The sequence below is a fragment of the Pseudomonas sp. R1-6 genome, from assembly GCF_051132115.1.
Classification (GTDB): Bacteria; Pseudomonadota; Gammaproteobacteria; order Pseudomonadales; family Pseudomonadaceae; genus Aquipseudomonas.
The window spans coordinates 4,293,040-4,319,855 of sequence record NZ_CP071662.1 but is presented as its reverse complement, the minus strand read 5'-3'; the positions used below and the strand labels follow the sequence as shown (position 1 = coordinate 4,319,855).

Genomic DNA, 26,816 nt, shown 5'->3' with positions numbered 1-26,816 from the left:
CTAAGGTAGAACGGTTGTCGATGACAGGAGGGGGTTCCAATGGAAGATCAAGCGCCGGGCGTTCCGGCAACAAAGCCGACGGTGTTGTTGGTAGATGACGAAGAATCGATCCTCAACAGCCTGCGTCGGCTGTTGCGCAGCCAGCCGTACGAAATCCTGGTGGCCGACAGTGGCGCCAAGGCCCTGGAAATTCTCAAGGAGCGGCCGGTCGATCTGGTGATGACCGATGCGCGCATGCCCAACATGGACGGCGCCACGCTGCTGGCGGAAATTCGCAAGCTTTATCCTTCGACATTGCGCATCCTGCTCACCGGTTATGCCGACGTGGACATGATGACCAAGGCTATCAATGAGGGGCAGCTCTACCGCTACCTCAGCAAGCCCTGGAATGACGAGGAGTTGGTGCAGGCCCTGCGCCAAGCCCTGGCCCACCAGCATTCGGAGAGCGAGCGTCAGCGCCTCGAAGCCCTGAATCGTGAGCAGAACCAGCAACTCAAGACCCTCAACGCCACCCTGGAAAAACGCGTGGCGTCGCGGACCGCCGAGCTGCAGCAGACCGCCGACATGCTCGACCTGGCCTATGAAGAGCTCAAGCGCAGCTACGTGACCGGCACCGAGGTGTTCTCGCTGATCGCCAACCTGCGCCTGCCCAAGGCCAAGCAGACCAACCGGCAGATCATCGAATTGATCCGGGTCTATAGCCGGCTCAATTTCCTCGACGAGTCCACCGACCGCGACCTGACCATGGCCGCCGCGCTCTACAACATTGGCAAGCTGAGCTGGACCGATAACATGATGGTCACGCCGGCGGACATGCTGCATCACAGCGAACTGGAGCTGTACCGCGCCTATCCGAAGCAGAGCGAATCGCTGCTGATGACCCTGGACCCGATGAAGGACGCGGCGCGGATCATCCTTCATCACCAGGAACGTTGGGACGGCAGCGGATTCCCCGATCACTTGAAGGGCGAGGCGATTCCGTTCGGCTCGCGCCTGTTGAAACTGGCGGTGGATTTCATCGAGTTGCAGCGCGGGTTGATCCTGGAGCGGCAGATGAACAGCGACGAAGCGCTGGTCTACATCCGCAAATACGCCGGCAAGCTGTACGACCCGAACATGGTCGAAGACTTCATCAAGGCCTGTGGCGAATACCTGGAAGACGTGACGCTGTCCGACCCGACCGTGAAAGTCACCAGCACTCGTGAACTGGAGGCAGGCATGGTTCTGGCGCGCAACCTCAATGCCGACAATGGCATGCTGCTACTCAACGCCGGAAAGGTCATGAGCGGCCCGCTGATCGAAAAGCTCATCGCCTTCGAAGCAATGGAAGGGGCGCGGTACAGCGTGTTCGTCAAGATCCCAGAGGAGGAGGCGGATCCTTCGGCGCCGAAGCCTATTTTGGGGTGACCGGGGTCTGACAGACCCGCTATCCCTTGTGGGAGCGAGCTTGCTCGCGATAGCTGAGTATCAGTCGGATATTTCTCGACCGACATACCGCAATCGCGAGCAAGCTCGCTCCCACAGAGGGACTGCGTCGATTTTCAGTCCGGCGCCAGGCTTTGCTCCCGCCGCTTGGATCTGTAACCTGCCCGGCATTTTCCGCCCGAGGCCCTTGTACATGACCACCCCTCTGATCCGCATCGCCGCCGCCCTGCTCATCGGCCCGGACGGCCGGACCCTGCTGGTGCGCAAGCGCGGCACCCAGGCCTTCATGCAACCCGGCGGCAAGATCGAAGCCCATGAGCAACCGATCCAGGCCCTGGCTCGGGAATTGGACGAGGAGCTCGGGCTCAGGATCGATCCGGCCCAGGCCCGTCATCTGGGGCAATTCAGCGCGCCGGCCGCCAATGAGCCGGGATTTATCGTGCAGGCCGAGGTGTTTTTGCTGGAGACCGATGCAGCGGTTTCCCCGGCTGCCGAAATTGAAGAAGTGCATTGGATCGACCCTTGCCGCGACAGCGAATTACTGCTGGCGCCGTTGACAGGCGAAGTGATCCTGCCGTTTTATCGAACCCACTGCCTCTCGACCTGCTGATTCAAGGAGCGACGCCTTCATGATCCCCTTGCCGGACCTGCTGATTTTCGCCGCCGCCGCGTTGCTGATGGTGCTCACGCCCGGCCCGAACATGATCTACCTGATTTCCCGCTCGATCTGTCAGGGGCGCAAGGCCGGCGTCACTTCTTTATTAGGCGTGGTGGCGGGGTTCTTCGTGCACATGTTCGCGGCGGCGGCGGGGCTGACGGCGGTGTTCCTCGCGGTGCCCATGGCCTATGAAGTCCTCAAGTGGGCCGGTGCGCTGTACCTGCTGTGGCTGGCCTGGCAAGCGGTGAAACCCGGCGCCCGCTCGCCGTTCCAGGCCCAGCAATTGCCAGCGGATTCGACCCGCAAGCTGATCACCATGGGCTTTCTCACCAGCGCCCTGAACCCGAAGATCGCGGTGTTCTACCTCTCGGTGTTCCCGCAGTTCATCAGCCCGGAGCACGGTTCACTGTTCACCCAGAGCATCATCCTCGGGCTGACCCAGATCAGCGTCAGTTTCAGTGTCAATCTGCTGATCGCACTGTTCGCCGCCGGCATCGCCTCATGGTTCGTCCACAACCCGACCTGGCTGGCGGCGCAACGGTATTTCATGGGCTTCGTGCTCGGTGCGCTGGCCCTGCGGTTGATGCTTGAGCAACGGCGTTCGGCGTGAGCATCCGACGGCTGAAGGCGGGTGACGCCCAGAGCTATCGGGAGCTGATGCTCCAGGCCTATGAATTCCATCCACAGGCCTTCACTTCCAGCGCCAGCGAACGGGCGACGCTGCCCATCAATTGGTGGGAGTCGCGCCTGACCAGCCGGCTCGAAGTGATCCTCGGCGCGTTCATCGCGCACGAGCTGGTGGGTATCGTCGGCCTGGCCCTGGAGCCTCGGCTGAAGGCGCGGCACAAGGCGACGCTGTTCGGCATGTACGTCGTCGAGGCCCATCGTCACGCCGGGCTCGGCGAACAGTTGATGCGGGCCGCCCTCGACGAAGCCCGTCGCCATCCCTTCCTGCGCCTTGTGCAATTGACCGTCACCGCCGGCAACGACCCGGCCATCGAGCTTTACCAGCGCTGCGGCTTTCTGTTGTATGGCCTAGAGCCGATGGCGATTCGCGTGGGGGACGAGTACCTCGACAAGATCCATATGTGGCTTGAACTCTGATCTCACCGCAAATTTGAGTGATGGAGCTTTGTGGCAATTACCGCACCGCGCTGACACCGTCGAGTGTGGAAAACGACGTGTCTTTTGCCGTCAGCAGAAAGTCGCGCATATACGGCGCGTCGAGCATGTCGGTGCGCACCGCCGCGTAGAGCGTGGCGAACAAACCTTTTTCCCCCAGCCGCTTGGCCTTCACGTAGCCCCGTGAGCTGTATTCATGCAGCGCCCAATGGGGCATGCCGCAGACGCCACGGCCGCTGGCGACCAGTTGCATCATCATCACCGTCAGCTCGGACGTGCGCACCTGGGCCGGTTCGATGTCGGCCGGTTCGAGGAAGCGGGTGAAGATGTCCAGGCGATCGCGTTCCACCGGATACGTGATCAGGGTTTCGCTGATCAGGTCTTCGGGCACGATGTAGGCCTTGCCCGCCAGCCGATGCTGGTTGGCCACCGCCAGCATCGCCTCGTAGGTGAACAGCGGCACGTAGGTAATGCCCGCCAGTTCAAGGGGATCGGAGGTGACGACCAGGTCCAGGTCGCCACGGGCCAGGGCCGGCAGTGGGGCGAAGGCGAAGCCCGAGGCCAGGTCCAGCTCGACTTCCGGCCAGGCATCGCGGAACTGGTCGATGGTGGGCATCAACCACTGGAAGCAGCTGTGACACTCGATGGCCATGTGCAAACGCCCGGCGGTGCCGCCCGCGAGCCGCGCGATGTCCCGTTCGGCGCTGCGCAGCAACGGCAGGGTGGCGTCGGCCAGTTGCAGCAAGCGCAGGCCGGCGCTGGTGAAACGGACCGGTTTGGTCTTGCGCACGAACAACTGCATACCCAGGCGTTCTTCCAATTCCTTGAACTGGTGGGAGAGGGCGGACTGGGTCAGGTGCAGGCGTTCGGCGGCTTCGACCAGGCTGTCGGCTTCGCGCAGGGCGTGCAGCGTCTTGAGGTGACGGAGTTCAAGCACCGGATTTGCTCCATGAGTAAAACTTGTGATCAACACGAAAAGATTGAGTTTGTCTCATGTGGGACTGGCTGTCGACAATGGCGTCATCTTTTACAAGGAGTACATTCCCATGGCCCTGGCCCATACCCTCGGTTTTCCCCGCATCGGCGCCGACCGCGAATTGAACGACCTGGAAGCTGATTGGAAAGGTACGCTGGGCTGGGAGCGGTTGTTCGACGAAATCGACAAAGCCCACGCCCAGGGCCATCGGGTCAAGCCTGCAGTCATCGGCCCGCTGACGTACCTCTGGCAGGGCAAGGCCAATGACGGCGACATTGACAAGCTCGACCTGCTGGAGCGCCTGCTGCCGGTCTACGGTGACGTCCTCAATCGTCTCAAGGCCCAAGGCGTGGAGTGGGTGCAGATCGATGAACCGATCCTCACGCTCGACCTGCCCCTGGCCTGGCGAAGCGCCTTCGAGCGGGCCTATCACGTCCTTCAGTACTCGCCGCTGAAAAAGTTGGTGGCGACCTGCTTCAATGGCCTGGACGACAACCTCGGCCTGGCGGTTAGCCTGCCGGTGGATGGCCTGCACATCGACGCCGTGCCCGCCCCAGACCAACTGGGCCGGGTGCTGGATCGCCTGCCGACCTACAAGATCCTCTCGGTGGGCCTGGTCAATGACCGCGATGCCTGGCGTTGCGAATTCGAGCAGGCGCTGGCGCAGTTGCGCCCGGCCCAGGAACGGTTCGGCGACAACCTTTGGGTCAGCGTCGCCAATGGGCTTGAACCATCGCCGGCCTATGGCTTCACACAACCACTCGGCAATCTTCATCAAACTGTCACGCAACTGTGGCAGCGCGCTTGAACGAACTTCATCAGACTCGCGCTCTACTGGGGTTCTGCGTTTTGGTGTTTGTTCATGCGTGTATTCATTTTCCTGGCCGCCTTGTTGTGCGGCTTGCCGTCGTTGGCGGCTTCTCGTTGTGATGTCAATGTCGCGACCCAGCGGGTCGACTTGGATCAGGTAAGCCTGGCGTACCAGAGCATCGGGCGGGCGTCCGACCCTGCGTTGCTGCTGGTGATGGGCTTGGGTGGGCAGTTGATTCACTGGCCGGATGAAGTGGTGGTGGCGCTGTGCGAACAGGGTTTTCGGGTGATCCGCTACGACAACCGGGACGTCGGTTTATCCACCTGGCGCCAGGCGCCCGGCAGCGCCAACCTGACATTCGAGGCGTTGCGCTACAAGCTCGGCCTGCCCGTGGCGGCGCCTTATTCGTTGACGAACATGGCCGCCGATGGCCTGGGCTTGATGGACGCCTTGCAGGTGCAAAGCTTCCATGTGTTGGGCGTCAGCATGGGTGGGATGATCGCCCAGCACATGGCCGCCATGGCGCCTCAGCGGGTCGAGAGCCTGACATTGCTCATGACCAGCTCCGGCGCCGCGGGCTTGCCGGCGCCCAGTGAAACGCTGGTGCAACTGTTGTCGCGGCGCAGTGCGCCGAATCGTGAAGTGGCGCTCGAACAGCAGGCCGACCTGCTGGCCGCGCTGGGCAGCCCGATGGTGGTCGACGATCGACAGGCTCTGCTGCACCAGGCTGCGGTGGCCTATGACCGGGCCTTCAACCCCGAGGGTGTGAAGCGCCAGATCATGGCGATCATGGCCGAGCCAAGCCGGGTGGCGCTGCTCAATCAGCTGCAGGTGCCGACCTTGGTGGTCCACGGCACCGCTGATCCCTTGTTGCCGGTGATGCATGGGGTGCATCTCGCGGCGCATATTCGCGGCAGCCGGTTGAAGCTGATCCCGGGCCTCGCCCATCGCTTTCAAGAGGCCTTCAAGGAACCATTGCTGGGGGCGGTGCTGCCCTATTTGCAGCAACACCGCGAAGACACCTCGCACTGGGCGCAGATCGAGCCGGCGCAGGCGCCGAATGTGCTCTAACTGACATCGGGGGGTGCTTTTGTGGCGCTACTACCGTGCTTGGGCCTGCTCCACCAACCAGTCCATTAGCTCCTGCAACTGGCCCGACACCTGCGGCCGGCGCGGATAGACCAAGTGATAACCCAGCCCGGTCCTGACCTTCAGTTCGAACGGCATCACCAGCCGGCCGGCGCTGAGGTCTTCGCCGATCAGCGACCAGTCGCCAATCGCCACGCCGGTGCCTTGGGAGGCCATGGACATCGCCAGGTCCAGGGTTTCGAAATGCTGGCCTTTGCTGACGTTGCTCAAACGCACGTCGGCCGCGGCCAGCCAGGCGTTCCAGTCGCGCTCGTCGGTGGTGGGATGCAGCAGCAGGTGTTGTTGCAGATCGAGGGGTGAATTCAACGGGACCGGACCTTCCAGCAAGGGGCGCGAGCACACCGGTGTAAGCTGCTCGTCGAACAAGTGCAGGCAGTCAAGCGAGGCGTCGGGCGGCGGGCCGTAAACCACCGCCGCGTCGAATGCCTCACGCTGGAAATCCACGCCGTGCCGGACCGTGGTGGTCAGCTCCACCGGCACGTCCGGGCGCTCTTTTTGCCATTGCAACAGGCGCGGCAGCAGCCAGCGCATCACACAGGTCGGGGCCTTGAGCTTCAGTGTCTGGCGCTTCTCGCCGATCTGCTCGACCGCCTCGCCGATCAGGCCGAACACCTGCTGCACCCGGGGCAGCCACGCCTGGCCCTCGGCGGTCAGGCTCAACCCGCGTGCCTGGCGCTGGAACAACGCATAACCCAGATGATCCTCCAGCCCTGCGATCTGCCGGCTCACCGCGCCTTGGGTGATGTGCAGCTGTTCGGCGGCGCGAGTGAAGTTGCAGCACTGGGCCGTGATCAAGAAAGTATGCAACGTCGGCAGCGGTGGGAGTCGTTTCATCTGGATCCAAGCCATGACGTGAGGACATGGCTAGTATGACTTTTTATCCATTGTTGCCGCTACGGCCTGGCCGTCCAATAACGCCATTCCCTCAGAGCAAAAGCGGCCCGCAGGTGTCGTGCGGGGTCCTTTTCAAGACAACAAAAAAGGCAATGGCAATGGCGACGTGCGGCGAAGTATTGGTCAAGTTACTGGAAGGCTATGGCGTGGAGCAGGTGTTCGGCATTCCTGGCGTACACACCGTGGAGTTGTATCGCGGGCTGGCCCGTTCAAGCATCCGCCATGTGACGCCGCGCCATGAACAGGGCGCCGGTTTCATGGCCGACGGCTACGCCCGTGTCAGCGGCAAGCCGGGCGTGTGCTTCATCATCACCGGCCCGGGCATGACCAACATCACCACTGCCATGGGCCAGGCCTATGCCGATTCGATTCCGATGCTGGTGATCTCCAGCGTACAGTCACGCAGCCAGCTGGGCGGTGGGCGCGGCAAGCTGCATGAGCTGCCGAACCAGAGCGCGCTGGTGGGCGGGGTCGCGGCGTTTTCCCACACGCTGATGTCGGCCGCCGAATTGCCGGGTGTGCTGGCCCGGGCCTTTGCCCTGTTCCAGGCCGGGCGTCCGCGGCCGGTGCACATCGAGATTCCGTTGGATGTGCTCGTTGAACAAGCCGATGACCTGCTCGCCAGCACGCCAGTGAGCATCAATCGCGCCGGGGCCGCGCCCAGTGCCGTGGAGCAAATGGCAGCCTTGCTGGCGACGGCCCGGCGGCCGTTGGTGCTTGCCGGAGGGGGGGCGATGGACGCCGGGACTGAATTGACCGAACTGGCCGAACGCCTCGGCGCCCCCGTGGCGCTGACCATCAATGCCAAGGGCCTGCTGCCGTCCCGTCATCCGTTGCTGATCGGTTCCACCCAGAGCCTGGTGGCCACCCGTGCCCTGGTGGCCGAAGCGGATGTAGTACTGGCGATCGGCACCGAGCTGGCCGAGACCGATTACGACGTCACCTTTGCCGGTGGCTTCGAGATTCCCGGTGCGTTGTTGCGCATCGACATCGACCCCGACCAGACCGTGCGCAACTACGCGCCAAGACTGGCGCTGGTGGCCGACGCACAAAGTGCCGCGCGGGCATTGCTCGATGCGTTGAAGCGCGGCGTGCCCGGCGCGAGAGACGACAGTTGGGGAGCGATTCGTGTCGAACGGCTGTGGACCGAACTCGATCAGCAATGGGACGTCCCGACCCGCGCCCAGACGGTGTTCCTCGATACGGTATTGCAGGCCTTGCCCGACGCGGTTTTCGTTGGCGATTCCACCCAGCCGGTCTACACCGGCAACCTCACCTTCAATACCGAACGCCCGCGCCGCTGGTTCAATTCGTCCACCGGCTACGGCACCCTCGGCTACGCGTTGCCGGCGGCCATTGGTGCCTGGCTGGGTGGTGTCGACAACGGCCATGGCCGCCCGCCCGTGGTGTGCCTGATCGGCGACGGTGGGTTGCAGTTCACCCTCCCGGAACTGGCCAGCGCGGTGGAAGCGCGCACGCCGGTGATCGTGCTGCTGTGGAATAACCAGGGCTATGAAGAGATCAAGAAATACATGGTCAACCGCGCCATCGAACCGGTGGGCGTGGACATCTACACGCCGGATTTCATCGGCGTTGCCAAAGCCCTGGGGTGCGGCGCCGAGACGATCGACGGCGTGCATTCCCTGCGCAGCGCATTGCTGGCCGCCAGTCACCGCCAGGGGCCGACGTTGCTCGAGATTGACCAGGCGCGCTGGATGGCGGAGGTGGCCGAATGAATTTCCCGACGACGCAAGACGGCCTGTACATCAACGGCGAGTGGTTGGCGGGCGATCAACCGCTGCGGGTGATCAACCCCGCGAACGAGGCGCTGCTGACCACTGTTTACGGCGGCGAGAAACCCGCCGTCGATCAAGCCTTGGAGGCCGCTACCCAGGCTTTTGGCCCATGGTCAAACACCTCGGGTGCCGAGCGCGGCGCGGTGCTTCGGCGTATTGCTGCCGGCGTGCGGGATGCTCGTGAGCGGCTGATGCATTTGCAATCGAGCAACAACGGCAAACCGTTGTTCGAAGCGGCCATCGACGTCGACGATGTGGTCGCGACCTTCGAGTACTACGCCGGTTTGGCCGAAGAACTGGACGCTCGTCAGGACGGTCCGCTGGCGTTGCCCAGCGATGATTTCTGCGCACGTCTACGCCGCGAACCTTGTGGGGTGGTCGGCTTGATCGTGCCGTGGAATTTCCCGATGGTCACCACCGCCTGGAAACTTGCCCCGGCCTTGGCCGCCGGCTGCTGCGTGGTGCTCAAGCCTTCGGAAGTCACGCCGCTGCCGGAGCTGGCGCTGGCCTCGGTCATCGCCGAATGCGGCTTGCCCGATGGCGTGTTCAACCTGGTCTGCGGCACGGGGTTGGCGGTCGGGGCGCCGCTGGCGTCCGACCCGCGCGTGGCGAAGATTTCCTTTACCGGCAGCAACGCGGTGGGGGTGCAAGTGATGCAACGGGCGGCGGAAACCGTGAAGGGCGTGAGCCTGGAGCTGGGCGGCAAATCGTCCTTGCTGGTGCTGGCCGACGCCGACCTGGACCTGGCGGTGGAGCTGGCCTGTGGCGGCGGTTTCTTCAACGCGGGGCAGATGTGCTCGGCCACCACTCGGGTGTTGGTCGCCGATGAGCTGGCCGATGAATTCATGCGACGGCTCAAGGCGCGGGCCGAGGCGATCCGCGTGGCCGATCCATTCGACCCGGACGTGGAGATGGGTGCGCTGGTCAACCAGGCGCAATACCAACGGGTGCTCGGGCACATCGATCGAGGCGTGAGCGACGGCGCAACGTTGGTGTGCGGCGGTCAACGACCCGCGCATCTGCAACGCGGCTTTTTTTTACAGCCAACGATCTTCACCGACGTGCCCCTCGACAGTGCGCTGTGGTGCGAGGAGATCTTCGGGCCGGTGTTGTGCGTGCGTCGTTTCGGCCACCCGGAAGAGGCGATTGCCCTGGCCAATGACAGCCGTTTCGGCCTGGTGGCGAGCGTGGTCAGCCGCGATGCCGAGGCGGCCGGGAAGGTCGCCGACGCCTTGCAGGCAGGGCTGGTGTGGATCAACGCACCGCAAGTGATTTTCCCCCAGGCCGCTTGGGGCGGCTACAAGCAGAGCAGCCTGGGTCGTGAATTGGGACCTTGGGGACTGGCCGCGTTCCAGGAAATCAAACACGTGATCCGGGCGGTCTGAAGGCTGCGAAGCCGAGGCGGCGAATGCTGTGCAAGTCCAGGATCAGACGGTCATCCGCAACCGCGCCAGATCCCGCAACGGCGGCGCGCCAAACAAACGGCTGTACTCCCGGCTGAACTGCGACGGGCTTTCATACCCCACTCGATACCCCGCCGCCGACGCTTCCAGCCCTTCGGCCAGCATCAACCGTCGAGCCTCCTGCAAGCGCAATTGCTTTTGGTATTGCAACGGGCTCATGGCCGTCATGGCCTTGAACCGATGATGCAAGGTCGAAACGCTGAGGTTGACCTCCCGAGCGAGGTCATCGATGCGCAACGGTTGTTCGAAATGGCCGTTGAGCCATTTGATCGCCTGGCTGATGCGATGGCTCTGGCTATTGGCAATGGCGATTTCATACAACCGATAGCCTTGCGGGCTGCGTAGCAGGCGGTAAAGGATTTCCCGGCGCACCAGGGGCGCGAGCATGGCGATGTCTTTTGGCGTATCGAGCAGGCGCGTCAGGCGTAGCACCGCGTCGAGCATCGGCGTGTCCAGGCGTTCCACATACAGGCCACGGCCGGCCGGGCGAGTCGGCACGCCCAAGGGGCCGGCATCGGCGATCAGCGCGGTGATTTCCGCCGGGTCGATGTCCAGGCGCAGCGCCAGGATCGGCTGCTCGGGCGAGACGTCGGCGATGCAACCGCTCAATGGCATCGAGACCGAGACCACCAGGTAATGCAGCGGGTCATAGTTGAAAAATTCGTCCGCCAGGCGCACCTGCTTGCTGCCCTGGGCCATGATGCACAGCGCCGGTTGCGCCAGCACCGGGGCAAACTTGTGTGGCTGGCTGTGGCGCGACAGGTTCAGCGAGCCGATGGCCGTGGCGTAGCTGCCGTCCTCGCTGGTGTTGCGGTCGATGATCGACGCCAGCTCGGCGCGCTGCTGTTCCAGGTACGTGTCCAGCGGGGCGTGGGCGTGATCGAGTGGCGACATGCCGGGATCCTCATGGCGAAGGGAGCGATAGGACAAAGCTTATGTTTGTGCAAGGCATGGCGGTAGTCACATCCTGTTGAAAGCTTGCCTGATCCTGCAAGGCGGCGGCGTGAAGGGCTGTGCAGCCTGGCCGAAACTTGCTTGAAACCTTTTGTTTCAACTCCCGGCAATTCCCACCCATCAGGCACGGATGGGTGAATTCCCAGGCGCAGAATCGTGCAATGAGTCGGCAGGAATCGACTAACGAAGCTGGCGGCAGCGCGCTTAACCTTTGATCCTGTCGCAGCCTGTCCCCGGCTGCCAACGGATGACCTGGGAGGGTTGAACATGACTACACAGATCCCCGTCAGTCACATGGCTTTTGTCCGGGCCCGCGCCGGTTGCTCCAAGCCATTGGGCGCACGCCTCAGCAGCTTGATCGTACCTTCGCGCCAGGCGCCCGGTTGCCTGCACTTTGCCTTGCAACAATCGCAATGCGACGCCGAGTTGTGGCTGGTGTCCGGGCTGTGGGTCAACCAACAGGCGATGGACGCTTATTTCAACTCACCGGCCATGGCGATCTTCGCCCAATTGGTGCAAGACCTGGTGGTCAGCAGCCTGGACTTCCACACCTTTCGGGAAGTGTCCGCCGCCCAGGCGACCGAAGGGTGCATGGCGAAGGTACACAAACTGGCCGGTTGAAGGTTTAATGACAGGCATTTCCCACCGCCAGGATGCGAAGTATGGCACGCAAAGCCTTTGAAACTTTTGAAGCTGTTTCCGCTGTTGTTCCCAAGGAAGGTGGCGGCTACTACGCAGCCATCGCCACCAAGGCCATCGGCAGTGCCGAGAAGCCGCGTTTCAATAAAGTGCTCGAAGAGCAGACCTTCGAGACCGCTTTCAAAGCCGATGAAGCGGCTGCCCAGCAGTTGACTCACCTCAAGGGTGTCGACGACGAAGGCGGATTGGTCTGGTAAGCAGCATTTCAAGGATTGCTGTTGTGGCGAGGGGATTTAGCGAAACGTCGCACCGCCCATCCTTATCGCGGGCGATGCATCTTGAACAACGCCTCCGGCCCCAGCTGGAAGTAATCCGCCGGCCCGCCGCCGCGCAAGATCGGCTCGGCGGCGGCGGTGTCGTAGACCCCGTCCTTCAACAGCCACTTGGCGATGTGAACGGCGACCACTTCGCCCAGAATCAACCAGCTCGGCACAGGCGCCTTGTCCGCTCGCTGCAACTGGATGATCTGCGTGACCTTGCATTCGAAGGACACCGGGCTCTCGGCGACGCGCGGCACCTGGATGATCCGCGATGCCGCCGGCGTCAGGCCCGCCAGCTCGAATTCGTTGACCTGCGGCGCGACCATCGCGCAGCTCTGGTTCATCTGCTCGGCCAGTGGGCGCGTGGCCAGGTTCCAGGCAAATTCACCGGTCTGTTCGATGTTGTTGAGGCTGTCTTTGCGACCGACACTGGAGAAGCCGATGATCGGCGGAACGTAGTTGAAAGCGTTGAAAAAACTGTAGGGCGCCAGGTTCAGGCGGCCTTCGCCATCTTGTGAAGAGATCCAGCCAATCGGCCGTGGGCCGACGATGGCATTGAACGGGTCGTGGGGCAGGCCATGGCCTTGGGCGGGTTCGTAGTAGTGAATGTCGTCGGGCATGAAGGATGTAGGTCCGGTGCGTGTCAGAAGGATCCGACGATAGTGCAGCGCCCTGACCCTTTTGTCAGCACCACAAAAAACCTGTGGGAGGTTGCTCGCTCCCACAGGTCTTGGTGTTGCCGGTTGGGATCAGTTGGTCGACGCCGCATCGCTAGGGTCGGAGCCGTCGGCAGCCACGGTGGGCTCGATGGCGTGGTTCTCGTCTTTCTTGGCAACGACGGCGGAACCGGCGCGCTCATGGCTGCTGGCGATGAAAGCGGCCGTGCCGGTACGCTCGAAGCCGTCGTCGGCGAACGCGCTACTGGCCAGTGCGGTGAGGGTCAGGGCGAAGATCAGTTTGGTTTTCATGGTCATACTCCAAGCATCGATAGTTGATGAGCGCGAGGGTGGAGTGCAGCCATTAAGTGGAAATTAATGTAGGAAATGACGCCGTCCCGGAACGACGAAAGGGGCGAACCCGTGCAGGTTCGCCCCTTTTTTTGTACGACTGGCCTGTCAGTCAGTCACGATCCGCGAGTGTTTGCGGGTGTCCTTCATGGTGATGTACACCAGCAGCGAAACCGCGATGCACGCCGTCACGTACCAGTAGTAGCCGGTCTCCATGCCGATGCTCTTGAACCACAGCGCGATGTATTCAGCGGTGCCGCCGAAGATCGATACGGTCAGTGCGTAGGGCAGGCCGACGCCCAAGGCGCGGATTTCGGTAGGGAACAGCTCGGCTTTCACCACCGCGTTGATCGAGGTGTAGCCGCTGACGATGATCAGCGCGGCCATGATCAGGAAGAACGCGCCCCACCAGGTCTCGATGGTGTGCAGGGTGGTGAGGATCGGCACGGTGAACAGCGTGCCGAGGATGCCGAAGGCAATCAGGATCGGCCGACGACCGATCTTGTCCGAGAGCCCGCCGATGACGGGTTGCAGGCACATGAACAGGAACAGCGTGGCGGCGGAAATGGTGGTGGAGTCGGAGATGCTCATGCCCACCGTGTTCACCAGGTATTTCTGCATGTAAGTGGTGTAGGTGTAGAAGGCCAGGGTGCCGCCCATGGTCAGGCCGACCACGGTCAACAATTCCTTGGGGTGGCGCATCAGGGTGCGCATGGCGCTTTCCTTGGCCTTTTCCTTCTTGGTGAACGACTCGGTTTCTTCCATGCCGCGACGCAGGTACAGCGCAACGATTGCACACAGCGCGCCGATGGCGAACGGGATGCGCCAGCCCCAGGCGTACAGCTGCTCGGTGGTCAGCAATTGTTGCAGCACGATCAGCACGCCGAGGGCGATGAGCTGGCCGGAAATCAGCGTCACGTATTGGAAGCTGGAGAAGAAACCGCGACGTTCCTTGGTCGCCATTTCACTCAGGTAAGTCGCCGAGGTGCCGTACTCGCCACCCACCGACAGGCCCTGGAGCAAGCGGGCGAACACCAGCAGGATCGGCGCGCCGACGCCGATGGTTTCGTAACCGGGGCTCAGGGCGATGATCAGCGAGCCAAAGCACATCAAGTACACCGAGGCCATCAACGCGCGTTTGCGACCGGCGCGGTCAGCGTACAGGCCCATCAGCCAGCCACCGATCGGGCGCATCAGGAAGCCGACGGCGAAGATCGCGGCGGTGTTGAGCAACTGGGCGGTGGTGTCGCCCTTGGGGAAGAAGGCTTTGGCGAAGTACAGCGAGAACGCGGCGTAGACGTACCAGTCGTACCACTCGACCATGTTGCCGACCGAGCCACTGAAGATCGACTTGATCCGGCTGGCGGTGGTTCTTTCACGGGCGGGCGCGGCAGCCGACCCAATGGGAAGGGCGTTTGAGTTATCCATTGAAGGATCCTTCGTTTAATTGTTTTTGTGGAGCGCGTAGGAACGCAGCCTGCCAGGGCTATAGCAGGAGCTGTGCCAGGTGGAAGAAGGCCGGTCTAGAGGGGATGTGGCTGTTTAGTGAGCGGAAATCCGCTTATTGCAGCCAGGGGTGTGGGCGGGGATCCGCTTATCAACAAGTAATGGGTTGGCTTCATCGCGAGCAGGCTCGCTCCCACATTCGCCCGGTATCCACAAATCCAGTGTGGGAGCGAGCCTGCTCGCGATGAGGCCAGTCCTGGCACCAAAAAATCAGGGCGACGAAGTCGAAGGCGTGAATTCCAACTTCAGCTCCCCCCGGTACTGCCCGGAATTCTTGTCGATCTGATTGAACGGCGGCGTGTCCAAGGTGATGGGCCAGGGCGTACACACCACTGGATACGGCACATTGGGTAGCTTCACGGCGCGGATTTCCGCATTGTTGATGCCGTTGAAACTCACTGGTTGCCCGGACACATGCTGCGTCTCGCCGAGGTTGGCGGTGCGGGTGCGCACCTTGTATTCAATGCGGTCACGCTCGCCGCTGCCGCTGGACGTATGGCGGACGAAGAAGCGGCCCTCCATGCCGGGCACGGGGTTGGTGCCGGTGACACGGATTTCATAACTCTGGCTGTTGGCGTTGTAGCCGTCGTAGAGGCATGCATCGACCACGGACCGACCGGAGACGATGCCGCCCGGGGCGGTGCTCAACGGGCGAGTACGCAGGTTGAGGTCCACCTGCGGTGTGCTGACGCCGTAGGCGGGCAGGTAGATCTGCATGTTGTTCTGGTCGGTGACGTCAAGCTTGAAGTCCACCGTAAAGGTATTGGCCGCGCTGATCGGTTGCGAATTGTACCGCTTGAGTTTCAGGATCATCTTGGCGGTCCAGATGCCTCCGGTGGGCAGTTTGGCGAATTCTGACTGGGGCACCCACATCGTCGTGGCCGTCCCCTCCGATCGCTGGGTAAGGTCATCTTCGTCTTCATTGCAGTAGACGGGTGATGTGGTGGTCAGGACGAATTGACGGCCATCCCATACCCCACCGCAGAGGTTGAGCGGATACCTGCGCTGGAGATAGCCTTTGACCACAAGGACATGGGTAAGACGGCTGCGCCGCTCGGTGAAGCGTAACGGGATCTCGGTAGTGCCCAGCCTGCCAAAGGACGACGTATGGCATTGGCCCGTTGCCGGGTCCGTGCTGGAGAGGCAGACAAAATGCATGTTCGTATAACCGGCGCCCGGTATGTGCTGTTCGCTCCAGCCGTGGACCATCCGATTCCAGAGGTAGTGATCGGCGGGTGGCGCCGAACGGTCGAAGTTGAGCACAACGGATTGGTAGTGGTCGCTGGGTACCACGCCCGCTAAGGCGGGTAACGGAGTGGTTGCGACGATGAGCGCGCTCAGCCGGCGGGCCCAACGGGTAAAAAATGTGTTCATTTGCGGGCTCTTATGACTGCATTGTTGAATGGAAAAAATCGGCGGCTTCACCGGCCCCATCGCGAGCAGGCTCGCTCCCACATTTGCCCGGTATCCACAAATCCAGTGTGGGAGCGAGCCTGCTCGCGATGAGGCCAGTCCAGACACCACCGATGCCTCAGGGCGAAGAGGTTGAGGGCGTAAACTCCAACTTCAGCTCCCCCCGGTACTGCCCGGTGTTCTTGTCGATCTGATTGAACGGCGGCGTGTCCAAGGTGATGGGCCACGGCGTACACACCACTGGATACGGCACATTGGGCAGCTTCACGGCGCGGATTTCCGCATTGTTGATGCCGTTGAAACTCACTGGTTGCCCGGACACATGCTGCGTCTCGCCGAGGTTGGCGGTGCGGGTGCGCACCTTGTATTCGATGCGGTCACGCTCGCCGCTGCCGCCGGACGTATGGCGGACGAAGAAGCGGCCCTCCATGCCGGGCACGGGGTTGGTGCCGGTGACACGGATTTCATAGCTTTGGCTGTTGGCGTTGTAGCCGTCGTAGAGGCAGGCATCGACCACGGACCGGCCGGAGACGATACCGCCCGGGGCAGTGCTCAACGGGCGAGTGCGCAGGTTGAGGTCCACCTGCGGCGTGCTGATGCCGTAGGCGGGCAGGTAGATCTGCATGTTGTCGCGGTCGGTGACGTCCAGCTTGAAGTCGACGGTGAAGGTTCTGGCGGCGCCAATCGGCTCCGAGTAATAGCGCTTGAGCTTGATGATCAACTTCGCCGACCAGATACCACCTGAAGGTAGCTTGGCGAGTTCTGATTGAGGGATCCAGACAGTCGACGCGGTGCCCGTGGTTCTGACCTCGTCGCACCAGCCTGACCCGGTTGCGTTCAGTACGTAGTCCTTCTCCCAGATTCCGCAACTGCTGTTCAGCGCATGCATGCGGGTGACGTAACCCTTGACCGACAAGACAGTCGACAGGCCGCTACGTCTCTCGGTAAACCGCAGCGGAATGTCTGTGATGCCATACCTCCCTGTATCGCCTCTGGTCTGGCATTGGCCGTTGGCTGGGTTGGTATCGGACAAACAAACGAAGTGCATGGTCGTATAGCCTGCGCCTGGCAAATCTTGCTCTTTCCAGCCATGGACCATTCGGGTCCAAAGGTAGTGATCGGCCGGTGGCGCCGAACGGTCAAAGTTGAGTATCACGGACTGATGATGGTCGCTGGGGATGATGTTCCCAAACGTCGGCAATGCGGTGGCTGCCACGATGAGCGCGCTCAGCCGGCGGGCCCAACGGGTTAAGAATGTGTTCATTGCGGGTTCTTATGACTGCATTTTTGAATGGGAAAAAATCGGCGGCTCCACCGGCCTCATCGCGAGCAAGCTCGCTCCCACATTCGCCCGGTATCCACAAATCCAGTGTGGGAGCGAGCCTGCTCGCGATGAGGCCAGTCCAGACACCACCGATGCCTCAGGGCGAAGAGGTTGAGGGCGTAAATTCCAACTTCAGCTCCCCCCGGTACAGCCCGGTGTTCTTGTCGATCTGATTGAACGGTGGCGTCTCCAAGGTGATGGGCCACGGCGTACACACCACCGGGAAAGGCACGTTGGGCAGGCGCACGGCGCGGATATCGGCATTGTTGATGCCGTTGAAACTCACTGGTTGCCCGGACACATGCTGCGTCTCGCCGAGGTTGGCGGTGCGGGTGCGCACTTTGTATTCGATGCGGTCACGCTCGCCGCTGCCGCCGGACGCGTGGCGGACGAAGAAGCGGCCCTCCATGCCGGGCACGGGGTTGGTGCCGGTGACACGGATTTCATAACTCTGGCTGTTGGCGTTGTAGCCGTCGTAGAGGCATGCATCGACTACCGATTGACCTGAGACGATACCGCCCGGGGCGGTGCTCAACGGGCGGGTGCGCAGGTTGAGGTCCACCTGCGGCGTGCTGACGCCGTAGGCGGGCAGGTAGATCTGCATGTTGTTCTGGTCGGTGACGTCCAGCTTGAAGTCGACGGTGAAGGTCTTGGCGTTACCGATGGGTTGCGAGTGGAACGTTTTGAGCTTCATGACCAACTGAGCGGTCCAGATGCCTCCAGAGGGCAATTTGGCAAGCTCTGTTTGGGGGATCCAAAGCGTTGAGGCGGTGCCGGTGGAGACGTTGACGCCATGACAGTCCGATGTTGTCGTTGAAGTGATCAGATAATCGAAAGGTAACCAGTCTCCGCCACAGGTGTTGTTAAGTTTCGTCCTGCGCGAGAGGTAGCCTCTGACATGCAGTACCGTGGACAAGCGACTGCGGCGCTCGGTAAACCGTAGCGCTACGTTGGTAATACCGGTTTGTCCGTAACTGCTTGTGCGGCATTGACCCGTCGCAGGGTCGGAATTGGACAAGCAGACCAAATGCATAGTCTTATAGCCAACTCCTGAGACTGGTTGCTCGTGCCAGCCATGCAGCATCTTGTTCCAGAGGTAATGATCCCCAGGTGGCGCCGCCCGGTCGTAATTGAGCGCCACCATCTGGTAATGATCGCTGGGATGAACATCGGCAAGCACCGGTAGCGTTGCAACCGAGCAAACCAGCGCTAACAGGCGACGGCTCCAACGGATGAAGGTTTCGCTCATGGCTGGTTCCTCTTGTCTGGCGAGAGCGCGGCGCTGCGGCGCGCGGTCCAGCGACCCAAGCGGTCGGGATCGTTCAGGTCCTTGGGCAAGGCGTCCAGGGTGGTGCTTTCACAGGTAAGAGTGCCGACCCGGCGCAGGCTGCTGTGGGCGGTGCGGCTTTGTACCGTGCAGGCGTGTACGCCGTTGAGGTCCAGGGCGAACAAGGGGTCGGGGTGATGGTTGAGGTCGACGACGAAGCTGCCGTCCTCGCCGGTTTCCATCATCGATGCATTGAGAATGGCGGCCTGCACCAGTGGCTCTCCCTGTGCATCCACCAGGCGGCCGACGTAGGTGTAGCTGACAGTGGACTCGATCCGTTGCACCGCCAGCTTGCCCGGTTGCAGGAACCACTCGCGGTTGCCGTTGCCGACGTTCACCGAACTGAGGTTCTGGCGCGAGGCGTCGGCGTCGCTGATCCGGGTGTGCGTGGCCTCGAAACCGTTGACCGGGATCAGCCGCTTCTCACCGAAGCCGATGCTGGTCTGGGCACCGTAGCCGCCGCTGACCTTGGCCGCCGCGCCCGTGGCGTTTTCCACCGGCGCCGCGATGATTCCCACCGCTGCGCCAGGGCCTGTGCCGCCCTGGCCCTGGCCCCAGAAAAAGCCCTCGCGGCCCAGGGCCAGGGACGAAGAGTGGTTGCCGCTGAACCCAGGTCGCGAGTCTTGTCGGTCGCCGCCACGCTGGGCCACCGCCAGGCTGCTTTCGCCCCAGTTGCGCTCGATCCGTCCGGCCAGTTCAGCGTCCCAGCGGCCCAGGTCGTCGTAACCAACCCCTGTGCTCACTTCGTTCCTGCCCTGTTCGCCGTCCCAAGCACGGGTATGGCCCAGGCTGGTGCGCAGGCTATCCGGGGCATTCTGCTCGCGGCGCGCATCCAGGCCGACGTTGCTCTGGCGATAGCCGCTGGTGGGCGAGCGCTCGTTATGTGACAGGCTCAGGCTCAGGTACAGGCCATGATCGTTCTCGCGGTTGCCGCTGGCATTGCGGAACGCGCCGACGCGATGGATGAGCTGGAACGGGCCCAGGGCATGTCCACGGGAAAAGCCCACCTGGAAAGTCCTGGCCCAGGTGGAGGTGGTCAGGTCGCGGGTGGGGTCGTCTTCTTCGGGAAAGTCGTTCCAGTAGGAAAACGGATTCACCTGGGCGTAGCGGTTGTAGTTGTAGCCGGCACTGAGGGTGCCACCGGCCAGCGGCAACGAGGCGTTGGCGGTCAATGATTCGTTGCAGCCGCTCTGCTGGTAGGCACGGGTATCGTGTTCGCACGACGGGCTCTTCAGCGAGTAGCGGTACACGCTCCAGGAGATTCCGTGGGTGAAGGTCATCTGCTGGCTGTTGCCGGTCGCGCCGTTGTTGCCGCGCAGCACGGCGCCTGACAACGACCAGCTGCTGGCGCCCAGCGTGCCGGCCCAATCCAGGCGGCTTTCGTTGTAGAACGTCGTGTCCAGCCAGGTAATCGCGCTGGTGAGCGCCAGGTCATCGCGCAACGGAATGCGCAGGCCGGTCTGGGCCACCGCGGAGGGATCCTGCTCATAAAGCGAATCTTCCGCCGTGCGCCCGCCCTGCAGGAACCATTGCACGGTGTCGTCACCCAGGCCATTGCCGTCGGTACGGCTGAAAGGCACGGTTTCGGTGCGGGTCACCTGGCCGTTTTCGATCACCCGCAAGGTCACCGGATAGCTGCCGTTGGGGAAGGTCCGGGTGTCGACATTCTGCACGCCGGCATCCAGGTAGGACGTCGACAACAGCTCTTCGCCACGGAACGCATCGACGCGCGAGCGCTGGGTCAGGATCAGCGAAATTGGCGTGCCTTGGCCGACCACCTCGCGGTTGAGGTAGGCCAGGGTGGTGCCGACTCGGGCACCGTCGATTCGCCCCAGGGGCAACAGGCTGAAGCTGAAGTTGCCGCCCTCGGCGCTGGACAGGTTGCTCATGTCCATGCGTCCGGCCTGGGCGTAGTGTTCGCGCTCGAAATCCTGGCGGTAATAGGCGTTGTTGAATTCCAGGCTGCTGTCGCTGCCGCGCTTGTTCTGATAGGCCTGGTAGTTCCAGGTAAAGCCAAAATGGCTACTTTCACCCAGGCCTACCGCGCCCAGGCCGCTGGCGCCCAGAGCGCGGTAACTGTCGGCCTGGGCGATATTGATGTTCTGTCGATGGACCAAGGCGTTCGCGGCCTCGGTCGGAGTGTGCAGGCGCAGCGCCGCCGTATCGCTGGCCGGCAGCCAATCCTTGCGCATGAGTATCTGCAGGCGCGCGCCGGCCTCGTCGAGAATCACTGCCACCGCGTCGGTGTCCAGGTAACCGCAGCTCGCTTCGCTGGCCAGGCCGTAGGAGCACGCCAACTGGCTGTTGCTGGGCAACGGTTCGGACAGCAGCGGCAGCAACTCTTCGGATGACGCCGAAGCCCCTGCCTCGATCAGCAGGGCCGCGATTCGTTCGGGCTGTTGGAATTCGATACGACCAGGCCGCACCACGACAGGGTGCAGGCCGAGATTACGGTTGAGCAATTGAAGTTCAAGTTGTTCCACCTGACCTTCAACCAGGGCCTCGAAACCGGCCGGCACCTGGGGCAGATCGGTGGACGCGACCGATACGGCATCGGCCAGCGCCCAGGTCAGGGAGATGGAAAGTGCGGTGAAGTGGCGTTTCATACAGGGCCTTGACGAAGGAAAAGGGAAGTACGACGACGCCGTACCTCCCTTTGGAGGAAAAACCGGCGGTGCTTAAGGTTGCTGGGTCAACAGCAGGGCGACGACGCCTTCGTAGCGACCCGCGTTGGTGATTGCACCCGCGTTGGTCTGCTGGATTTCCAGGAGTTGCTCGACCGAACCGCCAGAGGAGTCACCGCCAGGGAACAGTTCGACGGCGGGCAGCGTGACACCGGTGGTGTTCAGTGGGCGTCCGCCGTACCTGACACTCAGGGGCACGCCGGTGGCGGCGGGGTTGGTCGTGTTGGCCAGGACCGGACTGGCGATCAGTCGCAGGGTCATGTCCTTGTCGGTGTCATTGCTGTAGATCCGCGTACCCAACCGAGTCGGCTGGAGGCCGGAACCTGGCAGGTAGGCCATCTCCATGGAGCCCGGGAGCGGGCGGCCGTCCGACTGGAGGATTTCCAGGGTCGGGTCGACATTGGCGTAGATGGTGATGTTTTTTTCCACCGCCATGGCGGGCAGCGAGGTCAGGGCGACCAGTGCCAATGGGGCGAATTTCAACAGTTTCATGGGTGTTCCTCTTTTGCTGTGGGTGAACGGGGGCCCAACCACGTGCGCTGCACGTAGCTTGGGTCAATAAAATTGGGGTTACGGCTGAATGGCGAGGGTGCGCGGACGCCTGTCGTCGCTGGTCACGAAACGTACGATTACGTTACCGTTCGCGCCGGGGGCGGAGACGGGCAGGGTGCTGCCGGGATACAGGCTGCGGTTGACGTCATTCCAGATGCAGTCCTTCTCGCCCGCTGCGTCGGTACACCGACCCACTTGCAATACGCCGACGCGCAGGGTGCCGTCGTTGCGCAATTCGTTGCCTTTGGGTTGCAGTTTGATGCTGGTACGGCGCTCATCGGGCAGCAGGCGCACCAAGGCGCCCCAGATCAGGTTTACGCCGACCCTGGGCTGCACACCGGATTGTTCGAGGACGTCTTCATCTATCAGGTCGGGTGCTCCCACCGGTTCGAAATAGACCCGGTAGACGGTTTCCTCGGTGGGCATCGACTGGGCGATGATCCGCACCGTGCGGCTGGCGCCGGGGGCCAGTACCGTGCGTTGCGGCGATACGACGATACCCAGCGCATCGGCCGGCGACAGCGGGCTTTCATGTTCGTCCGGCGTGCCGGGACGTTGGATCTGGGTGACGCTGACCTTGATGTATTGCACTTTGTCGGACTTGGAGTGCAGCTGGATCTGGCCAATGCCGTCCTGCTCGGCGCCGATGGTGCTGTTCATCGGGTAGACCACCATGTTCGCGGCTGCCGGAAACGACAGGGTGACGGCGAGCGCCATGAGCGCCAGCTTGCCCATGACAGCCCAGCGATGGATAAACGTTTGATTCGAATGCATTTCAAACCTCAAACAAGGAAGATGGACGGTCACTGTTTTTATGCACCGAGTGCGGGTGGCCTGCTTCGACCGGACCGGCGCCAGGCAAGCAAAGCCAGCCTCTGGACAACGACCCTCGGGCCCTTTTTTTTCGTTTTTTTTGTCACTTTCACTCTCCGCTATTTTCTGTAGGAAATTTCCGGAGTAGATTCATGCTCAATGCACCCAGCGTGCGTGTTACTGCGAAATGGACAGGATTCCGAGTGCGCGCAGTCTCAGCACGGCCATGGTGCCGATTCTCTGTGAGGCAATGATGGCCGTTGTTTATGTCGGCGATTTTGGTGGGATATATACACCATGTCAATAGTTTTGGTGGAATATATCCACGTTCGGCTGCGCGAAGAGATTGATCGCTGTGGTGTTTCGCTGGCTGCCGCCTCCCGTGGGGCGGGCGAAGCGAGCCCGCAGCGCTTGAAGGAAGTCGTCTCCGGGCGGCAGAAATGTCCAGCCGATCTGGTGGCAAAACTGGCGGCTATCGGAGTGGATGTCCAATACGTCCTGACGGGCGAGCGCGTCCAGGCCGCGCCGGCATTGGCGCCTGATGAAGAGCTGTTGTTGGAAAGCTATCGCGCGCTGGATGTGGCGGGGCGCAAGCGCATGATCGCCCGTCTGATCTCGGGTTAGCCGACGGCGCTGGAGGTTCGTGCAAGACTTGGCGATGGCTTCGCGGCCAGCCGCCACGCCTCCTTAGATGTCCCGCACAAACATTTCCCGACTCAACCCATGCCGCTGCATCTTTTCATTGAAGGTGCGGCGCGGCAGTTGCAGTTCCTCGAGCACGGCTTTTACGTCGCCTTTATGCCGCGTCAGCGCGGCGCGCAGGCATTGGGCTTCGAACGCTTCCTGCTGGGCCGCGAGGGACTGGCCCGGTTCGGTGTCCAGGGCAGGCGGCTGGTCGAGTCCCAGCACTTGGCGTTCGGCGACGTTGGCCAGTTCGCGCACGTTGCCCGGCCAATCGTGGCTGAGCAGATGGCTCAGTTGCGGGCCATTCAAGGGCGCGGCGGGGCGGCCGAGGCGTTCGGCGGCGCCGTGGGTGAAATGCTCGAACAGCAATGGAATGTCTTCGCGCCGTTCACGCAAGGGCGGCAGGCGCAGCTCGGCGATGTTCAAGCGGTAGGCAAGGTCCTCACGAAATCGTCCGGCCCGGGCTTCGTCCAGCAAGTCCGGCTTGGTCGCGGCAATGATACGCAAGTCCACGTGGATGCTCTGGTTGGAGCCCAGGCGTTCGAGTTTCTTCTCTTGCAGGACTCTCAGCAACTTGGCCTGCTGGGCCAGCGGCATGCTTTCGATTTCATCGAGAAACAGCGTGCCGCCGTCGGCGTATTCGAGCTTGCCGATGCGTTTGCCCTGGGCGCCGGTGAAAGCGCCGCTTTCATGGCCGAACAGTTCAGCCTCGAACAGCGGTTCGGGGATCGCCGCGCAGTTCAGCGCAACGAAGGGTTTGCTCGCTCTCGGGCCGAAGTCGTGCAGGCAGCGGGCGACCAATTCCTTGCCACTGCCGGTTTCGCCACGGATCAACACGTTGACCGGTAATGTCGCCAGGTCCAGCACCTGGCGCCGCAGATTCTGCAAGGCGCGGGAGACACCCAGCAGCGTGGTGTCGAGCCTGACCCGAGCGTCGGCCTGCTCGTGCAGGCGACGGTTTTCCAATACCAGGAAGCGCTTGTCCAAGGCCCGACGCAGGCTGCTGAGCAGCGCTTCGGGGCTGAACGGTTTTTCGAGAAAGTCATAGGCGCCGTCGCGCATGGCTTCCACGGCCATCGGCACGTCGCCGTGGCCGGTCAACAGGATCACCGGCAGGTCCGCGTCGCGCTTGCGCACTTGCGCAAGCAGTTGGAGACCACTGAGACCGGGCATGCGTACGTCGCTGAGGATCACGCCAGCGAAGTTGTCCGGCAACCGCGCCAGGCAGTCTTCGGCACGGCTGAACAACTGCACTTGGAACCCCGACAGGCTCAGCCATTGCTCCACGGCCGTGCGGATGCTGTTTTCGTCATCGACGACTATGACCGAATCAAGCATGCAGCTGCGCCTCCTGATCGATGGGCAAGGTCACGCAGAATACCGCGCCGTTGTCATGATTGTCCGCTGTCAGCCGCCCACCGGATTCGTGGATGATCGCAAATGAAACCGCGAGCCCCAGCCCGAGGCCATCGCCCACCGCCTTGGTGGTGAAGAACGGGTCGAACACCTGGGCCAGATGTTCTTCGGCGATCCCGGTGCCGCTGTCGCTGACGGTCAGGCGCCACAGTTGTTCATCGGCTTGCAGGCGCACTTCAAGGCGCTTGAGGGGCTGTTCGACCATGGCGTCGACGGCGTTGCGCAGCAGGTTGATCAACACCTGTTCGAGACGGATGGCATCGCCGCGCACCCACGCCGGACGCGTCAGGTGCAAGACGGTACTGACGTTTTCGTCCCGCAGGCGCGTGTCGAGCAATTGCAGGGCCTGGTCGACTACCGCCGCCAGGTCAAGGCGTTCGCGAAGGCCGCTGGGGCTCTTGCGGGCGAAGGTCTTCAGGTGGCCGGTCAGGGCCGCCATGCGGGTCAGCATGTCGTCCACCGGCTTGAGGGCTTTATAGGCATCGTCGACGCGGCCGTGCTCCAGCAGCAGGCGCAGGGTCGCCAGTTGCATGCGCTGGGCGGTCAACGGTTGGTTGATCTCGTGGGCCAGCGCCGCCGACATCTGCCCCAGCGCCGCCAGCTTGGCCGATTGCACCAGGCCGTCCTGGGCGGTGCGCAATTCTCGGGTGCGTTCGTCCACCAGTCGTTCGAGTTCCTGGCGGCTGCGCTGGCGCAGTTTCGCCAGGCGCCAACGCTGGTTCAGAAACAGCAACAGAAACACCAGCGCCAGCCACAACCCGGCGGCGGCGAGCCCGGCGTTGCGCAGGTCTTCGAAGGCGATCTGTGGTCGACGCAGCAAATGCAGGGTCCAGCCTTCGCCGGCCAACGGCAGGGATTCCCAGAGGTACTGCGCCGTACCCTCGGGCGCCCCGACCAGGGTCAGGTGGCTGTTGTCGTCAAAGCGTCGCAGCGGATCGAAGGCCAGGGGTTGCAACGGTTGCTTGTCGTACTGGCGCGTGGCCTTGAGCTCGGCGCGGTCGCTGTCGGTCAAGGGTTGCAAATGGCGATAACGCCAACCGGGGCGATTGGCGATGAAAATGACCCCGCGCGCATCACTGACCAACAGGGTGTCGCTGCCCTGGCGCCATTCGCGCTCAAGCTCGGGAAACTCGAGCTTCACCACCATCGCGCCGAGGAACTCGCCGCTATCGCCAGTGACCGCGCTGGACAGAAAATAGCCCGGGATGCCGCTGGTCACGCCCACCGCATAAAAGCGCCCGGTGCCTTGGGTGCGGGTCTGGAGGAAATAAGGACGAAAGCCATAGTTGTGGCCGACGTAGCTGCTGGGCAACTGCCAGTTGCTGGCGGCGATCGCCAGGCCGGTGTGGTCCAGCAGCTCCAGGGTCGAGGACTGCGCGGCACCGTTGATTTTTTCCAGCTTGCGGTTCAAGGCATCCTGTTGCGCCGCGCTGACCGGCCCCTTGAGGGCGTCACGCAACTGCGGGTCCAGCGCCAGCACGGCGGGCAGGGCGCGGTAGCGTTCGATCAAGGTGTGCAGTGAGTTGGCGTACAGCGCCAATTGCTGGCTCGCGCGGCTGGCGTCTTCTTCCAGGGCCTCACGTTCAGCGTGGCGCACGGCCAGAGTGGCGGCCAGGGCGGCGCCGACGAGGATCAGGGCGATGGCAAGGAACAGGCGCAGGGTACGGGGAGTCGGCAGCATGCAGGCGCGAACCGGTAGAAGTCGGGGCCGAACCATACCATGTTGCTTGCGTGCGCCAAACAGGCCCGGTCGTCGTGCCAGAAAACTGGTTTCGGCTGGTTCGGATGGAGGAAGTCGTCTGGTTTCGCGGTTCACTTGTCACGGATGACTGCAATACATGACTTCTCTGCAGACAGGCCCACCTCGCCCGTTGAACACCTGA

Annotated in this window: 24 protein-coding genes and 1 pseudogene; 11 read left to right on the top strand and 14 right to left on the bottom strand. The window is 62.6% G+C overall.

Annotated elements, in window-relative coordinates:
• The first annotated feature begins 39 nt into the window (after positions 1-39).
• From J3P81_RS19550 to J3P81_RS19535, 4 genes are all read left to right on the top strand, one after another.
• Positions 40-1,407, top strand: coding sequence for an HD domain-containing phosphohydrolase (locus tag J3P81_RS19550; protein WP_434560399.1), 1,368 nt, complete (start codon positions 40-42; stop codon positions 1,405-1,407).
• A gap of 211 nt (positions 1,408-1,618) precedes the next feature.
• On the top strand, positions 1,619-2,035 hold the full coding sequence (locus J3P81_RS19545; RefSeq protein WP_434560397.1) for an NUDIX hydrolase: 417 nt from the start codon (positions 1,619-1,621) through the stop codon (positions 2,033-2,035).
• A 19-nt stretch (positions 2,036-2,054) separates the two neighbouring features.
• Positions 2,055-2,693 carry a LysE family translocator gene (locus J3P81_RS19540; protein WP_047230397.1) on the top strand — a complete coding sequence of 213 codons (639 nt, stop codon included), beginning with the start codon at positions 2,055-2,057 and terminating at the stop codon, positions 2,691-2,693.
• Positions 2,690-3,187, top strand: coding sequence for a GNAT family N-acetyltransferase (locus J3P81_RS19535; protein ID WP_420765321.1), 498 nt, complete (start codon positions 2,690-2,692; stop codon positions 3,185-3,187). Before J3P81_RS19540 ends, J3P81_RS19535 begins: the two co-directional genes overlap by 4 nt.
• Positions 3,188-3,224: 37 nt before the next feature.
• Here the strand turns inward: J3P81_RS19535 and metR are convergent, their stop codons facing one another.
• Positions 3,225-4,142 (bottom strand): transcriptional regulator MetR, encoded by a 918-nt coding sequence (gene metR, locus J3P81_RS19530; protein ID WP_420765320.1) that lies wholly within the window; start codon positions 4,140-4,142, stop codon positions 3,225-3,227.
• Between the two features lie 166 nt (positions 4,143-4,308).
• On the opposite strand from metR, the pseudogene J3P81_RS19525 reads away from it, so the two are divergent.
• A pseudogene (locus J3P81_RS19525) lies at positions 4,309-4,920 on the top strand (5-methyltetrahydropteroyltriglutamate--homocysteine S-methyltransferase); the annotation flags it as partial.
• A 123-nt stretch (positions 4,921-5,043) separates the two neighbouring features.
• Positions 5,044-6,063: an alpha/beta fold hydrolase gene (locus J3P81_RS19520; RefSeq protein WP_434560395.1), complete on the top strand. Its 1,020-nt coding sequence runs from the start codon at positions 5,044-5,046 to the stop codon at positions 6,061-6,063.
• 30 nt (positions 6,064-6,093) lie between these two features.
• Here J3P81_RS19520 and J3P81_RS19515 read toward each other — a convergent pair whose 3' ends face one another.
• Positions 6,094-6,975, bottom strand: a complete 882-nt coding sequence (locus J3P81_RS19515) for a LysR substrate-binding domain-containing protein (protein ID WP_434560393.1) — start codon at positions 6,973-6,975, stop codon at positions 6,094-6,096.
• Between the two features lie 158 nt (positions 6,976-7,133).
• On the opposite strand from J3P81_RS19515, the gene J3P81_RS19510 reads away from it, so the two are divergent.
• Positions 7,134-8,771, top strand: a complete 1,638-nt coding sequence (locus J3P81_RS19510; protein WP_434560391.1) for a 5-guanidino-2-oxopentanoate decarboxylase — start codon at positions 7,134-7,136, stop codon at positions 8,769-8,771.
• Complete coding sequence (locus J3P81_RS19505; RefSeq protein ID WP_434560389.1) at positions 8,768-10,216, top strand: aldehyde dehydrogenase family protein; 1,449 nt, start codon at positions 8,768-8,770, stop codon at positions 10,214-10,216. The genes J3P81_RS19510 and J3P81_RS19505 overlap by 4 nt, the downstream gene beginning before the upstream one ends.
• A 42-nt stretch (positions 10,217-10,258) precedes the next feature.
• On the opposite strand, the gene J3P81_RS19500 is transcribed toward J3P81_RS19505, so the two are convergent.
• Entirely contained in the window at positions 10,259-11,188 is a 930-nt protein-coding gene (locus J3P81_RS19500) for an AraC family transcriptional regulator (RefSeq protein ID WP_420765315.1), read from the bottom strand.
• A 327-nt stretch (positions 11,189-11,515) separates the two neighbouring features.
• Between J3P81_RS19500 and J3P81_RS19495 the strand changes: the two genes are divergently transcribed.
• Together J3P81_RS19495 and J3P81_RS19490 are read left to right on the top strand one after the other, a co-directional pair.
• Positions 11,516-11,869, top strand: coding sequence for a putative quinol monooxygenase (locus J3P81_RS19495; protein WP_434560387.1), 354 nt, complete (start codon positions 11,516-11,518; stop codon positions 11,867-11,869).
• Between the two features lie 41 nt (positions 11,870-11,910).
• Positions 11,911-12,144 carry a hypothetical protein gene (locus tag J3P81_RS19490; RefSeq protein WP_434560385.1) on the top strand — a complete coding sequence of 78 codons (234 nt, stop codon included), beginning with the start codon at positions 11,911-11,913 and terminating at the stop codon, positions 12,142-12,144.
• A 62-nt stretch (positions 12,145-12,206) separates the two neighbouring features.
• Here J3P81_RS19490 and J3P81_RS19485 read toward each other — a convergent pair whose 3' ends face one another.
• From J3P81_RS19485 to J3P81_RS19445, 9 genes are all read right to left on the bottom strand, one after another.
• Entirely contained in the window at positions 12,207-12,827 is a 621-nt protein-coding gene (locus J3P81_RS19485) for a flavin reductase family protein (RefSeq protein ID WP_420765312.1), read from the bottom strand.
• A 129-nt stretch (positions 12,828-12,956) separates the two neighbouring features.
• The gene (locus J3P81_RS19480) at positions 12,957-13,175 is read right to left on the bottom strand and encodes a hypothetical protein (RefSeq protein ID WP_420765311.1); all 219 of its coding nucleotides are present in this window, start codon (positions 13,173-13,175) and stop codon (positions 12,957-12,959) included.
• A 147-nt stretch (positions 13,176-13,322) separates the two neighbouring features.
• A complete protein-coding gene (locus J3P81_RS19475) occupies positions 13,323-14,642 on the bottom strand; it encodes an MFS transporter (RefSeq protein ID WP_420765310.1) in 1,320 nt (439 codons plus the stop codon).
• Between the two features lie 288 nt (positions 14,643-14,930).
• The gene (locus tag J3P81_RS19470) at positions 14,931-16,094 is read right to left on the bottom strand and encodes a CfaE/CblD family pilus tip adhesin (protein ID WP_434560383.1); all 1,164 of its coding nucleotides are present in this window, start codon (positions 16,092-16,094) and stop codon (positions 14,931-14,933) included.
• Between the two features lie 157 nt (positions 16,095-16,251).
• On the bottom strand, positions 16,252-17,397 hold the full coding sequence (locus tag J3P81_RS19465) for a CfaE/CblD family pilus tip adhesin (RefSeq protein ID WP_434560381.1): 1,146 nt from the start codon (positions 17,395-17,397) through the stop codon (positions 16,252-16,254).
• A 157-nt stretch (positions 17,398-17,554) separates the two neighbouring features.
• A complete protein-coding gene (locus J3P81_RS19460) occupies positions 17,555-18,706 on the bottom strand; it encodes a CfaE/CblD family pilus tip adhesin (RefSeq protein WP_434560379.1) in 1,152 nt (383 codons plus the stop codon).
• Entirely contained in the window at positions 18,703-21,390 is a 2,688-nt protein-coding gene (locus J3P81_RS19455) for a TcfC E-set like domain-containing protein (RefSeq protein WP_434560377.1), read from the bottom strand. Before J3P81_RS19455 ends, J3P81_RS19460 begins: the two co-directional genes overlap by 4 nt.
• A gap of 72 nt (positions 21,391-21,462) precedes the next feature.
• On the bottom strand, positions 21,463-21,960 hold the full coding sequence (locus J3P81_RS19450) for a CS1 type fimbrial major subunit (protein WP_434560375.1): 498 nt from the start codon (positions 21,958-21,960) through the stop codon (positions 21,463-21,465).
• A gap of 78 nt (positions 21,961-22,038) precedes the next feature.
• The gene (locus tag J3P81_RS19445) at positions 22,039-22,794 is read right to left on the bottom strand and encodes a hypothetical protein (protein WP_434560373.1); all 756 of its coding nucleotides are present in this window, start codon (positions 22,792-22,794) and stop codon (positions 22,039-22,041) included.
• Between the two features lie 336 nt (positions 22,795-23,130).
• Here J3P81_RS19445 and J3P81_RS19440 point away from each other — a divergent pair, with 336 nt between their 5' ends.
• Entirely contained in the window at positions 23,131-23,457 is a 327-nt protein-coding gene (locus J3P81_RS19440) for a hypothetical protein (protein WP_420765304.1), read from the top strand.
• Between the two features lie 63 nt (positions 23,458-23,520).
• Here the strand turns inward: J3P81_RS19440 and J3P81_RS19435 are convergent, their stop codons facing one another.
• Both J3P81_RS19435 and J3P81_RS19430 read right to left on the bottom strand, forming a co-directional pair.
• On the bottom strand, positions 23,521-24,855 hold the full coding sequence (locus J3P81_RS19435) for a sigma-54-dependent transcriptional regulator (RefSeq protein ID WP_434560371.1): 1,335 nt from the start codon (positions 24,853-24,855) through the stop codon (positions 23,521-23,523).
• Positions 24,848-26,614 carry a sensor histidine kinase gene (locus J3P81_RS19430; protein WP_434560369.1) on the bottom strand — a complete coding sequence of 589 codons (1,767 nt, stop codon included), beginning with the start codon at positions 26,612-26,614 and terminating at the stop codon, positions 24,848-24,850. The genes J3P81_RS19435 and J3P81_RS19430 overlap by 8 nt, the downstream gene beginning before the upstream one ends.
• Positions 26,615-26,816: the final 202 nt, after the last annotated feature.

What these genes read in the sequence shown, in the direction of transcription:
- J3P81_RS19430 (WP_434560369.1), bottom strand. Translation starts at nt 26,614, where the DNA reads ATGCTGCCGACTCCCCGTACCCTGCGCCTGTTCCTTGCCATCGCCCTG.
- J3P81_RS19475 (WP_420765310.1), bottom strand. Translation starts at nt 14,642, where the DNA reads ATGGATAACTCAAACGCCCTTCCCATTGGGTCGGCTGCCGCGCCCGCC.
- J3P81_RS19500 (WP_420765315.1), bottom strand. Translation starts at nt 11,188, where the DNA reads ATGTCGCCACTCGATCACGCCCACGCCCCGCTGGACACGTACCTGGAA.
- J3P81_RS19450 (WP_434560375.1), bottom strand. Translation starts at nt 21,960, where the DNA reads ATGAAACTGTTGAAATTCGCCCCATTGGCACTGGTCGCCCTGACCTCG.
- J3P81_RS19545 (WP_434560397.1), top strand. Translation starts at nt 1,619, where the DNA reads ATGACCACCCCTCTGATCCGCATCGCCGCCGCCCTGCTCATCGGCCCG.
- J3P81_RS19540 (WP_047230397.1), top strand. Translation starts at nt 2,055, where the DNA reads ATGATCCCCTTGCCGGACCTGCTGATTTTCGCCGCCGCCGCGTTGCTG.
- J3P81_RS19460 (WP_434560379.1), bottom strand. Translation starts at nt 18,706, where the DNA reads ATGAGCGAAACCTTCATCCGTTGGAGCCGTCGCCTGTTAGCGCTGGTT.
- J3P81_RS19495 (WP_434560387.1), top strand. Translation starts at nt 11,516, where the DNA reads ATGACTACACAGATCCCCGTCAGTCACATGGCTTTTGTCCGGGCCCGC.
- J3P81_RS19505 (WP_434560389.1), top strand. Translation starts at nt 8,768, where the DNA reads ATGAATTTCCCGACGACGCAAGACGGCCTGTACATCAACGGCGAGTGG.
- J3P81_RS19490 (WP_434560385.1), top strand. Translation starts at nt 11,911, where the DNA reads ATGGCACGCAAAGCCTTTGAAACTTTTGAAGCTGTTTCCGCTGTTGTT.
- J3P81_RS19470 (WP_434560383.1), bottom strand. Translation starts at nt 16,094, where the DNA reads ATGAACACATTTTTTACCCGTTGGGCCCGCCGGCTGAGCGCGCTCATC.
- J3P81_RS19465 (WP_434560381.1), bottom strand. Translation starts at nt 17,397, where the DNA reads ATGAACACATTCTTAACCCGTTGGGCCCGCCGGCTGAGCGCGCTCATC.
- J3P81_RS19485 (WP_420765312.1), bottom strand. Translation starts at nt 12,827, where the DNA reads ATGCCCGACGACATTCACTACTACGAACCCGCCCAAGGCCATGGCCTG.
- J3P81_RS19445 (WP_434560373.1), bottom strand. Translation starts at nt 22,794, where the DNA reads ATGCATTCGAATCAAACGTTTATCCATCGCTGGGCTGTCATGGGCAAG.
- J3P81_RS19520 (WP_434560395.1), top strand. Translation starts at nt 5,044, where the DNA reads ATGCGTGTATTCATTTTCCTGGCCGCCTTGTTGTGCGGCTTGCCGTCG.
- J3P81_RS19435 (WP_434560371.1), bottom strand. Translation starts at nt 24,855, where the DNA reads ATGCTTGATTCGGTCATAGTCGTCGATGACGAAAACAGCATCCGCACG.
- J3P81_RS19550 (WP_434560399.1), top strand. Translation starts at nt 40, where the DNA reads ATGGAAGATCAAGCGCCGGGCGTTCCGGCAACAAAGCCGACGGTGTTG.
- J3P81_RS19440 (WP_420765304.1), top strand. Translation starts at nt 23,131, where the DNA reads ATGTCAATAGTTTTGGTGGAATATATCCACGTTCGGCTGCGCGAAGAG.
- J3P81_RS19515 (WP_434560393.1), bottom strand. Translation starts at nt 6,975, where the DNA reads ATGAAACGACTCCCACCGCTGCCGACGTTGCATACTTTCTTGATCACG.
- J3P81_RS19480 (WP_420765311.1), bottom strand. Translation starts at nt 13,175, where the DNA reads ATGAAAACCAAACTGATCTTCGCCCTGACCCTCACCGCACTGGCCAGT.
- J3P81_RS19455 (WP_434560377.1), bottom strand. Translation starts at nt 21,390, where the DNA reads ATGAAACGCCACTTCACCGCACTTTCCATCTCCCTGACCTGGGCGCTG.
- J3P81_RS19510 (WP_434560391.1), top strand. Translation starts at nt 7,134, where the DNA reads ATGGCGACGTGCGGCGAAGTATTGGTCAAGTTACTGGAAGGCTATGGC.